The 13,353-nt window shown below is 48.3% G+C and carries 6 protein-coding genes and 1 pseudogene; 6 read left to right on the forward strand and 1 reads right to left on the reverse strand.

The genetic code is table 11. The features are described from left to right. Positions 1-97 precede the first annotated feature (97 nt). From I3X05_RS22425 to I3X05_RS22440, 4 genes are all read left to right on the forward strand, one after another. Complete coding sequence (locus I3X05_RS22425) at positions 98-2,821, forward strand: carbohydrate binding domain-containing protein (RefSeq protein ID WP_193166877.1); 2,724 nt, start codon at positions 98-100, stop codon at positions 2,819-2,821. Positions 2,822-2,905: 84 nt separating this feature from the next. Beyond that, positions 2,906-4,816, forward strand: a complete 1,911-nt coding sequence (locus I3X05_RS22430) for a hypothetical protein (RefSeq protein ID WP_337971278.1) — start codon at positions 2,906-2,908, stop codon at positions 4,814-4,816. Between the two features lie 94 nt (positions 4,817-4,910). After that, positions 4,911-6,263: a glycoside hydrolase family 16 protein gene (locus I3X05_RS22435; protein WP_337971279.1), complete on the forward strand. Its 1,353-nt coding sequence runs from the start codon at positions 4,911-4,913 to the stop codon at positions 6,261-6,263. 17 nt (positions 6,264-6,280) lie between these two features. After that, positions 6,281-8,401, forward strand: coding sequence for a carboxypeptidase-like regulatory domain-containing protein (locus I3X05_RS22440; protein WP_226972237.1), 2,121 nt, complete (start codon positions 6,281-6,283; stop codon positions 8,399-8,401). A 108-nt stretch (positions 8,402-8,509) separates the two neighbouring features. Here the strand turns inward: I3X05_RS22440 and I3X05_RS22445 are convergent. Next, positions 8,510-9,553: pseudogene (locus tag I3X05_RS22445) on the reverse strand (ISL3 family transposase); the annotation flags it as partial. 461 nt (positions 9,554-10,014) lie between these two features. Here I3X05_RS22445 and I3X05_RS22450 point away from each other — a divergent pair. Beyond that, on the forward strand, positions 10,015-11,616 hold the full coding sequence (locus I3X05_RS22450; protein WP_337971280.1) for a glycoside hydrolase family 16 protein: 1,602 nt from the start codon (positions 10,015-10,017) through the stop codon (positions 11,614-11,616). A 346-nt stretch (positions 11,617-11,962) separates the two neighbouring features. Next, on the forward strand, positions 11,963-13,246 hold the full coding sequence (locus I3X05_RS22455; protein WP_039463197.1) for a carbohydrate porin: 1,284 nt from the start codon (positions 11,963-11,965) through the stop codon (positions 13,244-13,246). Positions 13,247-13,353: the final 107 nt, after the last annotated feature.

Genomic DNA, 13,353 nt, shown 5'->3' on the forward strand with positions numbered 1-13,353 from the left:
TTCGAATTTTTATTCGCTCGTAGTCGCTCTTTATTGAGCGATGAGTGACGATTGATCACAACCAAAATTATCATGGATATATTTTAAGGACATTTGGATGAGCAACGAAATAAAGCATTTCAGGCTGACTAATCTTGTGTTGGCCAGTGCGATAGCATTATTGATCAGTGGATGTGGTGAAGAGAGCCTAACGAATCCACCGACAACCCCTGAACCACCAACGACAAATCCGCCAACCACGAACCCAGGTACGGACTTCGTGATTTTTCAAGATCAAGTTAATAGTGCTTGGCCAGCATGGGATTGTTGTGGTGGTACGACACCCACCAATCCCGTGGAGCTGGGGGACTATGGCATTGTGACGGAGTTTACTGTGGGAGCAACACCGGCCGTTTTGGGTTTTGTTCGCTCTCAAACTGCAGGGCCACTCGATATTAGTGCGTATCAAGCCAAAGGGACGGTTGAATTTGATATCAAATTGATGAGCGCGCCGATTGCTGGCCCGACCAACTGGTTTATCAAGTTGGAAAGCAATGGTGGGGCGATTAATGCAGGCAGTGAAGAAGCGGAAGTATCGATCACCGCACCTCAGGTCAACACATGGCAAAAGGTCGCCATCCCGGTGGCGGACTTGGCCAACTTAGGGCTTGATCTGACGAGTGTGGATAACTTCTTGATTTATCCAGCTTGGGGTACAGGAGAAGGGGCGGTATATCGCGTTGATAATATTAAGTTTATCCTCGACGGCGTGACGGAGCCGCAACCAGATCCTGACCCGACACCAAGACCCGATGCAGACAGCGGACTTAAACTGGATCTCACTCAAGCGGTGACGGATTTCGGTGGTTCGGTCTCTCAGTTGGGGGTTGCCGATCCTGCGGTTTTAGCCGCCGCATCGTCGAGCAGTCAAATCATCAAAACCACCAAAACCGACGGCGCTGAAACGTGGGCCGGGACAACCTTGGGCGATCTGGCAGCGATTCCGTTTGCCGACGATCGGCAAAAAGTCTCCGTGTGGATCTACTCTGAAGAGAGCAGCATACCTGTATTGCTCAAGCTTGAAGACCAAAATGACGGAGAAAAATTTGTCGAAGCGCTGGCGACAACCACGATTGCGGGCGCTTGGGAAAAAGTGACGTTTGATTTCTCGCTTCCTCACGCTGGCGTTGTGGATTCCAGTGTCGTTTACGATAAGAAGTCCATTTTCTTCGATTTTGGCCAACCGGGCACTGGGACGGTGTTCTACTGGGATGACATGACTTTCGTTGATGCCGATAGCACAACCAATCCCGATGAACCGGATTTACCCACCGATCCTGCCCAAATCACACTATTTAACGATGCAGCTAATCCCAAATGGGTGGCGTGGGACTGTTGTGGTGGCTCGACACCTAGCGTTATCACAGACTCAGATAGCCAATATGGTGAGGTCACGGAGTTTGTGATTAACGGCCCCACCGTGGTTGGTTTTTCATCGCGCGCTGATGCCGGTGCTGTTGATGGTCAACCAATCGACGTGAGTGCTTGGCAGGACAAAGGAACGGTTTCTTTTGACCTCAAACTGACCAATGATGCGGGCGCGACGGATTGGAAATTTAAAGTGGAGTCTGTGAACGCAGCAACGGCAGTGGAAATGAGCTTGGTTGAAGCACCTGAACTGAATACGTGGAAGCATTACCAATTTAGTCTCAATGATCTTGCCAGTGCGGGATTAGACCTAACGAACATTGACTTGCTGATGATCTTCCCTGCATGGGGCTCGGGTATTGGTTCGAGCTATCTGGTAGATAACGTGGTCTTCTCCTCAACCGGTGCAACGTCGCCTTCAGATCCCACTGATCCGCCACTCCCACCAACACAAGATGGTGCTAATCTATTGATTAATGGCGATTTCTCCTCAAACAAGCTTGACCCTTGGTATCAAGTTGGAGCGGGCAGCGTTGAAGTGATTGATGGTGTGTTGAAGACAGCGGCGTATTCAGGGGGCGAGGCGCGCATTAAGCAACAGCGAATTGGTGCTGGTCAGTTGACGGCCAATCAATCTGTCACTGTGACTTTTAAGATGAAAGGTGAGCTTAGCGATGGCGGCGTGGTTAACGGTATTGTTCACACTGAATCGCCAGCAGGGGTATCGGGTACTGAAGTTCTCTCGTTGCCTGCACCGACATCTGAATGGGTGGAACACAGTTTCACGTTCAACATTGGTAACGATCCAGAATGGGGTCTTGGCCTAACGCTTGGTGGTGTGTGCGGTGCGGTAGATAGCTGTACGGCAAAAGTCGAGTTCGATGACATACGCCTTATCGCCGTTGTGACGCCACCAACAACAGACCCCGATTTGCCAAATCCAGACCTACCACCGGTCGACAACACCGGCAACTTACTGGTTAACGGTGACTTTGCGGCAGATAAACTCGACCCATGGTTTCAAGTGGGCGGTGGTAGTGTTTCCGTGATTAATGGCTCCGTTCGCACATCTGCGGGTTCCGGCGGAGAAGCTCGAATCAAACAACAGCGTATTGGTCAAGGGGCGTTAGTTGCAAATCAATCTGTTACGGTCACGTTTAACATGAAAGGGCAAGTGACCGATGGTGGTGTGGTCAATGGTGTGATTCACACAGAGTCACCTGCCGGCGTTTCTGGTACAGAGGTGCTCTCTTTACCTGCGCCAACCAATGAGTGGGTAGAGCACAGTTTTACCTTCAATATTGGCAACGATCCTGAGTGGGGTCTGGGCTTTACCCTTGGTGGCGTATGCGGTGCGGTAGCGGGCTGCTCGGTTGCCGTCGACTTCGACAACATCCGCTTAACAGCAAACTAATCGGTCGGTCTGTGCGTGTGATTTCACAGACCTAATTCAACGATCACTATCGATGATGACGTCTCAAAGAGTTAGGAAACAGAGATGAAAAAACAGAATTTGAAACTCCTCGCTTTCGCGGTTAGCACACTGTTGTTAAGCGGCTGTGGCGATGAAGCCTTGAGCAGTAATCCCGGAACAAATGATGGCAGTGGAAGCGTCGTGCTCGCGCCACAACCTAAACCGACTCAACAACCCACCTCGCGTAATGGCGACGCCTTATTAGGTAATCCTCAATACCCGGCTATTTCTTATGGGGCTTGGCGGTCAAATGTGCGTGAATCGGGGGATAAAGTTCCGAGTGTTGCGCAGCAGATTGAAGATATGAAAATCCTCTCTGCACTCGGCATTAAGGTTATCCGTACTTACAACACCCAAGGGTTTATTGGCACGGACGGTAAGTCCAACACGGAAAACCTGCTGGAGGCGATAAGCCAACTCAAGCAGCAAGACCCCAATTTTGAAATGTATGTCATGCTCGGCATTTGGATTGATGCTTTGAACTCATGGACCAATCTCACTGTTGAACATGACAAAGACAATCCGAAGAATTTTGATGAAATCGCCAAAGCAAAGGAGCTTGCGCTCAAGTATCCCGATATCGTTAAAGTATTGGCGGTAGGTAACGAGGCCATGGTGGATTGGGCGCCGTACCATGTCACACCGCAAATCATCCTTAATCATGTTGAAGATCTGCAACAGTGGAAGCTTGGCAGCGAATCGACCAAGGACATTTGGGTTACCTCTTCAGACAATTACGCGGTTTGGTCTGGTCAAGATGCCAATGGCAATCAGAGTGAACAGGCGGTGTTGAAAGCCCTGATCAAAGCGGTGGATTATGTGTCACTGCATACCTATGCGTTGCATGATACTCACTATCATCCCGACTTCTCACAGCAGTGGAAAGTGCCGCAAAGTGAGCAGAATCTTACCAAGCAAGAGCAGATTGACTCGGCCATGGATCGTGCCTATCAACATACATTAGGTCAGATACAAGTAGCGCAGAGTTTCATCAATCGTGTTGATGCAATGAAGCCCATTCACCTAGGTGAAACCGGTTGGTCCTCCATCTCGACTGATGGGTTGGGAGTTGGAGGCACACAAGCGGCTGATGAGTATAAACAGAAGCGTTTTTATGACGACATGCGCAACTGGAGTGATCAATTTGGTGCCTCGCTGTTTTTCTTTCAGGCTTTTGATGAGCCATGGAAAGGGGATGCCAACAACCCATCACATTCGGAAAAGCACTTTGGGCTTATTGATATCAATTGTTCCGTGAAGCATGTGCTTTGGCAGCAAGTTGGTGCACTAAACAATCTGGGGTTAACCAGAGATTGCCCGGGAGCAGGCTTTACAGCCAGTTACTCGGGGGATTTCGCAACCTTAATGGACGCGGTTTTAGCACCACCTAAAGCGCCGATTGACACGCCACCCGCCGAGGGAGAGTTCAAAGTGCTGGGCAACAATGTCTATTCGGGCGCCAGTGTCTATGGTTGGGACAACCCCATTACGGCTTGGGCTGGTGTCAATGATGAGACTGGCGTTTTGACTGTGGCGGCCGATCCGGCGTTAGCGGCGGTTTGGGGATGGGGCGCAGGCATTGGCAATAGTGCCAATCCGACCAATCTTTCTTCCTCCAGTAAAATGACCTTTGAGATCCGCGGCCTCGATGGCGGTGAGAGCCAGCTTGCGACATTTGGTTTTTACCTTGGTTTTCAAACCGCGGCGGGCGGCGGCAGTAACCATTGGGTACGTTTTAATGCAGGACAGGGTTACACACTGAGTAAAGATTGGGTCAAGTACACCATTGATCTCAACAAATTTTCTCAGTTTTCCTCAGCTGATCTAACTAAGGTCACCTCGCCATTTACTATCGCTGATATCTATGAAACGTCGGGTGGCAGCGCGCCAACTCGCAGTGATATCGAGGTGAGAAACATCTCTTGGCTTGAATAGTCAACCTTGTTTAATCGGGGATATCGCAAGCTATCCCCACCATAGCCTATTTACACTATTCGTATCCGATCAAAAACGTATCGGAGGGAGATCTATGTTAACTATCAAGTATTTACCCCGTTTAAAGCCAAAGGGTTGTGTTGAGAAAGCGAGAAAACCACCCCGTATTTTTTACCTGTTGGCCCTGCTTTTGTCGAATACTGTGTATGCGGGCTGGGAAGTTCAGTGGATTGATACTTTCGAGGGAGAGGGGGTGAATTGGAGTAACTGGACGGCGCAAACTCAGGCAAATTACAACAACGAGGTGCAATGCTATACCGCCGATGATCACTCCAATCAAAGGAACTACGACGTTTCCAACGGGACTCTTAAGATCATTGCGAGAAAGGAAAGAGTCAATTGCCCCTCGCTCGGCGGCCAAAGCAAATCTTGGACGTCGGGACGCCTTAACTCGAAAGACAAACGCGAGTTTCTGTATGGAAAACTTGAGGCAAGAATTCGTTTTCATAACCTAGAAAAAGGGACTTGGCCTGCATTTTGGATGCTGGAGAACCGCATTGCGGAGCAACCGATAAAAGGCGATGGAGACAGTGCTCAATGGCCGCAAAGAGGGGCTGGGGAAATCGATGTTTGGGAGTGGTATGCGCACCAACCTGATCGCTATATCACCAACTTCTTTAATGCCGAGGGCTGTGGTGCTGAATACCGTTATTCTTATCCAAATGGTGCCGCCGATGTACTGGATTGGCACCGTTATTCGATTGAATGGACAAAGGAGAAAATTGATTTCTTTATCGATCAAACTTTGGTGGTTTCACGAGATATTCGTCAGTGTCAGCAATATCATGAACCGATGTTCGCCTTAATCAATCTCGCGATGGGGGGGATGCTGGGTGGGGCTATTGATCCGAACTTGCAGCAAGCAACCTTGGAAGTGGATTATATCGCACACTGCCAGACGAGTGAGACAAGCCAGTCACTTTATTGTAACGAAGAGGCTCCTCGTAAAGAGCCCAACCAACCAGAACAACCCGCGGTTAATGCCTCATTAAGCATGTATCAAAATGGTCTTGCGACCACAGAGATCAGCCGAACATCAGGGCAAGTGACGGTGCTGGCCGACCTCGAACTGGATCCCGCCGAAGCCGACAATTATAGCCTCTACTGGCAGGCTCAATCGCTACACAACCCAATTATCGACGGTAAGCAATTGCGCTTTGATCCAATCTCGATGGATAAGGGGCAATATCAGGTCGGTTTATCTCTCGTACACATCGATGACCTTGATTCAACCTTCTCAAAACAGCTGTATTTTTCCGTGACTGAGCCAAACAACGCAAACGGGGAAAGTAATACCTCTTCAGCAGGCGCAACACACTTCTTCTCTTTTGCGGCGCTGCTATTACTGGCGATTTGGCGCCGAAAATCCAACCTCTCTATTGATTAATATAAGGAAATAATCTCATGAGAAAGATGCCTTCAATATTGGGTGCATTGCTTTGCTCTACCTTGCTGGCCGGATGTGGTGGTGATTCAGGTACGAAACCGTCACCAGACACAAATCTGCCGTCTTTAAACCAGTTAACCGTAGCCATTCGTAATGCCAATGATCAACAACCGATCGGCAATGCAGAGGTGATCGTCACATCTGAAACGCAAAAAAACTATCGCCGCACCACCGATGCACAGGGAAGAGCGCAGTTTCAGTTAGAAAGCGGTCGTTATCAAATCGCCTCTGCTCCAACAGGTTTTCAAGCTGGCCAACTGAATGTCACGTTGGCCGATAGCGATCAGTCGGTCAATCTTGATTTGGAAAAAGAGGCCATTGTGGGTGGATCCGATTTGTATCTGTTTCACTCCGACTATGAAGATTCCCACTACATGCAATTTTGGGGTGATACTTGGGGATCCGGTGCTAATGTAGAAAATATTAGTAACGATGCAACCTTCACTCGTGCTCTTAAGATATCCAGTGGCACGAACTGGGGATTTGGCGCCGCAATCGCTTGGGGAAATGAGCAAGCTAACGCCATTGATGCGCGAGCTTACAACTATGCGCAGTTCTACCTCAAGCCAAGCGGTTTCACTCAGGTGGAAGTGGTGGTTAACGGGTTTAGCATTCCTGAACAGAAAATCACCTATCCAATGAGCGATGGAGAGGCGATCGGCAATGGTTGGCTCAAATTTGAAGTGCCAATTCCCTCAGTGGCGGATTTGAGTTGGTTTGGTCTTGTTTTTCTCTCGGATCAAAACAGCAGCGTGATGCTGAGCAACCTCTCCTTCATTCATAAAGAGGTACAACTCAGCGAACCAACCGGTCCTGCACCCGTGCCCAATGTGACCGACTCACAGGCGTTCTCTATTTTCAGTGATTCACTGCAAGAGGATAAGTTTGTCTCGTTGTGGAATGAGAACTGGTGGAATGCGCCAATTTACTCATCCGGCGTTATCGAGGGCAACCACTACAGTCGTTATGAAATCGCAGGGGCGGGAAGCAATGGCGGTGTTGTAGGCATTCAGTATGGTATTGAGTATGGCAGTGTCGATGTGTCCAAACATGATGTCTGGAATATTGACCTGTATGCCGAATCTGGCATCGATCGTATCTCTTTACAGCTCGTTTCTACCGATGGCTCGGCAAGCTACGAAATTACCAATCCCTTTACTAACCAGTGGGTTAGCTATGCGATTCCGATGTCCAGTATGCTGGCCAATGATCCCAATGCCCTGAACACCAAACAGATGCAAATGGCTGGTATTCAGATGTGGGGGGCGGCAGGAAAAGCGCTCTTTGTCGATGATTTCTATTTCTCTGGCAGCGCAGAGCAACACCAGTTGGCCGTGACTGTCAAAAATGAAAAAGGGCAACCTTTGCAAAACGCAACGGTTTTTGTCGGTCAAGATGGTGAATATGACACCGCATACAAACAGAGCACCAATGCCAGTGGTGTTGCCAGTTTGCAACTGTCAAAAGGCAAGCAAAAGGTCAAAGCCACGGCAGAGGGGTATGGTGTGGCTCAATGGTTGACAACACTAGATAACTCGCTTCAAACAACGATTTCCCTTGAGCCTCTGAAGCCTGGTCCTACAACGCCAGCACCAGTACCAAATGTTGACAGCAAAGCAGTGATCTCGCTGTTTAGTGATGCATTAACGAGTGATTCATGGATAACCTATTGGTCAGATAACTGGTGGAATGCACCCAAGCATGAATTGGTTAATATTTTGGGCAACCAGAGCGCGAAATTTACACCAACACCTGATGGCGTCAGTGGTGGTGTGACAGGAATACAGTATGGTATTGAACGCCCTGTTGATGCGAGTAACAAATCCGGCATGCATCTTGACCTTTATCTCACCTCTGGCATCAACAAAGTACAGTTTCAGTTACTCTCATCTGGCGGACCACTTATCTATACGTTAGATAGTCTAGAGACGGGAAAGTGGCTGTCGGTTGAGCTGCCTTTTACAGCAGCCGATGGTAATAACGCCAGCTTCGATCAAAGTAAGATGCAGCAGTTAGGTATGGCACTTTGGGGATCAACCAGTGATAGCGTCTATTTAGACAATATCTACTTTTACTAGCGCTTAACGCCAAGGCCATTGTAGGACGCGATAAGTGACTATGTTTTATGATTTCGGAGTGTGTTGGTTTGCCTAAGGGATAAAAATCGATAGAACTGTGATTTAGGTTCATCCGGAAAATCGATACTTCGCCTCATGACTGGCTTTGATTTTTAACTCAAAAAATTCCCAATCACGATACCCATAGGCGACTTTGTTCAGCGTCTTTATTCGGTTGTTCACACCCTCTACTCGACCACTATTCATCCTTTCATCATAAAATGCCAATATCCCATCCTTATGCTTCCTCAGGGTCTTAGTAAACTTCTCTAGCATCACAATGCCTGAGTGGTTCGCTTCATCTATCCAGCTTTCTAGCCATCTCTCACCCTCTATCTTTGATGGCTGCGACCACAGCATTCTTAACTTCTCTTTTAAATAATAAACCACCGCTAAGGGCTGATTGGCTGCGAGTGCTCGCTCCAATCTCGCTTGGCCTTGCTCATCTAACCTATCGGGATTACTTACCAATAACCAACGAGTATTCTTAAGGTATTGAGCGTCATTTTTGTTACTCATCGAATTTTGTAGTTCACGCCTGAACTCTGTCAGCTTTTCATTAAAACGCTTCACCACGTGGAAACGGTCAATGACCAACTTCGCCTTCGGGGCGTGCTGTTTTACCGAAGAGATGTATGCCTGTCCCATATCGGTGGCGACGGCTTCAATCGGCTTTTTACAACGCAGCTTCCGTTTCCAAAAACCGTCAAGGCTTTCGGCCTTCTTTCCTTTCTCTGTATAAATGACGGCACTTGTCTTCATATCAATCACAACCGTCATGAAGCCACTTTTTGAGCCACAGTAAATCTCATCAATTCCAATGTGAGTGACGTTTTTAAGACAAGGTTGAGAGTATCGCTTTTGCAGGTAATGCTTCTGAATATCTTTCACTGTATCCCAACAGACACCACATAGCTTGGCAATGGCATTGATGGTGACGTTCAATGCTGACAGCGAGAGAACATACTGTTCAAAGCCCTTTGTGTAACGCACTTTGGGACGAGGAACAAAGTTAAGCGGCAAATACCCGAGTGTATTACAAGCTCGGCATTCAATCCGCTGGTTTGCTATCTGGATGTAACAGGGGCTAGTGCCGATTGGCGTAGCGATGAAACGGCGAACCTTACCTCCTTTTTTTTATGACATCACGACTACGACATGATGGACATTTAATATGAGGATTGTGTGCTACGTGAAAGATGGTCGCGTCACCATCAAACTCTGTAGAGCAATAATGGAAAGGGCCGCGTATTCCAAAGCGATGGTAAAGAAGTGAAGTTGACATTAACTGGCTATTTTTGGCGATATGGTATCAGAAAAGCCATTCAGGTATCGATTTTCCGGATGAACCGTGATTTACTTCAATTGAAAGCGCTTTCTTTTATTGTTGTCATCACAGTTTTGACCATCTCGGAAACAGTAAGATAGTGGCTGAGTCTCCTCTTGGGGGCGTTTCTTGTGGGCCGTCACGTGCCCACATTTTTTCTCGCACAAAGAAAGCGCTTTCTTTGTGTAAGGGATAAACGTGCACATTAGACGAATTAGCATGATGAAATACTCTTGAGGGATAAAACATGAGAAAAAACAAATATTTTCAGTGCCATCAAATCGCCATTGCCATTTCAATCGGTTTGCTAGCGGGTTGTAGCCAAACAGGTTCGAGTGAGAGCGCTTCCGGTACCGATTTTGTTCAAACTAAAAAGCCAGTGATGCTACAAGATAAACCTACGACACCGAGCGCAAAGTGGCAGCTGGTATGGGCGGATGAGTTTGATGGGAGTGAAATCAACAAACGCAATTGGAGCCTTGAACAAAACTGTTGGGGTGGTGGCAACAACGAGCAGCAGTGTTATACCAAGCGCAGTCGCAATGCTTTTGTGCAAGATGGCTACTTGCACATTGTGGCGCACAAAGAGAGTTTCACTGGCCCGGATGATGCCGATGGTAAACCGGGGATGAACAAAACTTTGCCGTTTACCTCGGCACGTCTGCGCTCTAAAGACAGGCGTGACCACAAATATGGCCGCTTTGAAATTCGCGCCAAACTGCCATCTGGTCAGGGAACTTGGCCAGCAATTTGGATGCTGCCGACCGATAACAAATATGGCACTTGGGCGGCCTCTGGTGAAATCGACATTATGGAAGCGGTTAACTTAAAAGCACAATCCGATGCGCCGGGAGCGCAAGCGGGTGATGCTGAAAATCGCATTTACGGCAGCCTGCACTATGGCAAAACGTGGCCAGACAATGTCTACAGTGGTCAAGGCGCTTCGCTGCCGAACAATATCAACCCAGCAGATGACTTCCACACCTATGCGATTGAGTGGGAAGAAGGGGAAATTCGTTGGTACGTCGACAACATTCACTACGCCACACAAACTCAAGATGAGTGGTACAGCCAATACAAAGTCGATGGTTCTTTGGTCAACGCCAAAGGCGCAGCACCGTTTGATGAGCGTTTTCATTTGCTGCTCAACCTTGCCGTGGGCGGCTCTTGGGCGGCCAATGCGAATGAGAAAGGCGTGGACAAGTCGGACTTCCCCAAAACCATGCTGGTGGATTACGTGAAGGTGTATCGCTGCTCGGTTGATCGCTGGAAAGGCAAAGGTTGTGCGAGCATCGGTGAGCAAGCGGTGAAGGTCAAAGGGCATAAAGCCCCAGCGATTTTGGCGCAAGACGATAGCTACGCCGATGGGCCAATGTTGGATATTTTCTCCGATAGTCTCAACAGTAACTTGGCCTACGGCAGCTATGATCCAATGGATATCGTGTCTCACCAAGAAGTGGCCGATGGCGAACACGGTCAAGTGTTGAAGATCACCAAACAAAATGGCGCAGGCAACCTCTATTTCCGCTCACCCACCACCGATGTGAGCCATTGGTTAGAGAGTGGTGAGTTGATCTTTGATATCAAGGTGGAGTCGATGACCGATGGCAGTGAGTTGATGGTGAAAATCGACAGCGGCTGGCCAAAAACCAGTGATATGACGGTGGCACTACCACCGACGGGTCAGTGGGGCGAAGTGCGTATTAAGCTGGCGGATTTGCTGGCGCAGTCCAACCGCTTTGCGGCTGGCAACAAAGCAGATCCGAGTATAATCAATAATTTATTGGTGTTTGAGCCGACAGCCGCGATGACGTTCAGTTTGGACAACATTCGTTTCGAAAAGCGCTAATTGGCGTGTATCAAAAAGCTCGTGGTGAAAATCACGAGCTTTTTCGTTTTTCACTATGATAAGCCGAGAGAAATCTTTTCTTCATTGATTGATTAGTGAAATAGCAATTTGTGATAAATGTCCGAGAAAGCGCTTTCTTTAGTGGGGACGATCACGGTTTTACGGCAGAGGATCCTTTTATACTTTACCTGCACTGAACAAAGCCTTTAAGGCCTTATTTTATTAGCCTTGCTTGATGAAATAGATGTGGAGTGTTGGTCTGCATCTTTTTATATATGTTCAGTTTTTTTATACATAACAAAGAAAGCGCTTTCTTTAAGGGCTGATGATGGAACATGGAGTTAATATGAAACTTTCTAAGCTTACCCTTGCTTGTCTAGTCGCGACGGCAGGTTTATCCGCTACACCGATGGTTCACGCTGAAAAATCCGATGGTTTTGAGTTCCACGGTTATTTCCGTGCTGGTGCGCTTTACAGCGAAAACGACGATTTCAAACGTGCGAAATTCCCAGCATCGAAAGAACGTCTAGGTCGCTTAGGTATTGAATCGGATAACCACTTTGAGCTTGCGCTACAGAAAAATTTTGAAAACGATGACGGGCAAAAAATCCGCATCAAAACCCGCGTCGGTGCCGATAACGCACAGTCAGCCGGCAACAACCAACTTGGCACTAACGCCGATGCGGCGAACAGCAGCATCGGTATGGTGGAAACCTTCGTTGAGTTTGATGGTGTGACCGAAACGGGCACGCTTTGGGGCGGTACGCGCTTCTACGGTAAAGACAACTACATCTTCATGACCGACTTCTTCTATACCGATATGTCCGGCACCGGAGCGGGTATCGAAGGTGTTCAACTTGGTGGTTACAAATGGGATTTCGCTTACATCGCCAGTGACAATGCCGAAGGTGAGTGGTGGGCGCTGAATGCGAACAACCCAATGCACTCTGTTCACGTTGGTGTCGATTTAGATGGCGTTGAATTGCATGCCATGGCGAAATATTTACCAGATAACATGGTCGATGGTAAAGAGTACGCGAGTAATGGTATGGAAATGACGGCCATCGTCCATACAGATAGTGTGTTTGGCCTGTCAGACAAAGGCTTTACTAAGTACATCGCGCAAGCAGGTAAAGGCCTTGGCTCTGGTCAGCTACTTGGCGGCACGCTCACCACTTACAACGCATGGAAACCGGGCAATGGCGCGTTGGAAGGTCCGGCCAACATGAAAAAAGTCGAAAGTGGCGATATTTCTGCTCGAGCACTGGTCTGGGGTGGTTACTTCTTTGAAAATGGCGTGAGCATCTTCCATTCGATTCAAGGTCAATATAATGATCTGGATAACGGTGGCAAAGACAGCTGGGCATCGGCGATGATTCGTCCTTCTTTCCCGGTTTCAAAGAACTTCTTCATCGCGACAGAAGCGGGTTATCAGTACAACAAGTGGGAAGACGCAAACGGCGTGGGTGACGATGCGACCAACTACAAACTGACGGTTGCACCAACCATTATCGTCCCAACCGGCTTTGGCCCTGCGCCGGAGATTCGTTTCCTCGCTACGTACCTCGACGGTTCTGCGCGTGACAAAGCGGACCTTCTAGTGGGTATTCAAGCAGACATGTGGTGGTAAACCACACGAGGTAATGGGAGAGATTACCTAGTAGGGCGTGAGATCGTTGGGGAACGCCACGCCCATTTTGCGACAAGCAAGTCGACGACACGGGGGAACTTGTTTTT

The sequence above is a fragment of the Vibrio navarrensis genome (assembly GCF_015767675.1).
Lineage (GTDB): Bacteria > Pseudomonadota > Gammaproteobacteria > Enterobacterales > Vibrionaceae > Vibrio.

Bases quoted from the DNA above. Each gene is read 5' to 3' on its own strand.
- I3X05_RS22440 (WP_226972237.1), top strand. From the start codon at position 6,281: ATGAGAAAGATGCCTTCAATATTGGGTGCATTGCTTTGCTCTACCTTG.
- I3X05_RS22430 (WP_337971278.1), top strand. From the start codon at position 2,906: ATGAAAAAACAGAATTTGAAACTCCTCGCTTTCGCGGTTAGCACACTG.
- I3X05_RS22450 (WP_337971280.1), top strand. From the start codon at position 10,015: ATGAGAAAAAACAAATATTTTCAGTGCCATCAAATCGCCATTGCCATT.
- I3X05_RS22435 (WP_337971279.1), top strand. From the start codon at position 4,911: ATGTTAACTATCAAGTATTTACCCCGTTTAAAGCCAAAGGGTTGTGTT.
- I3X05_RS22455 (WP_039463197.1), top strand. From the start codon at position 11,963: ATGAAACTTTCTAAGCTTACCCTTGCTTGTCTAGTCGCGACGGCAGGT.
- I3X05_RS22425 (WP_193166877.1), top strand. From the start codon at position 98: ATGAGCAACGAAATAAAGCATTTCAGGCTGACTAATCTTGTGTTGGCC.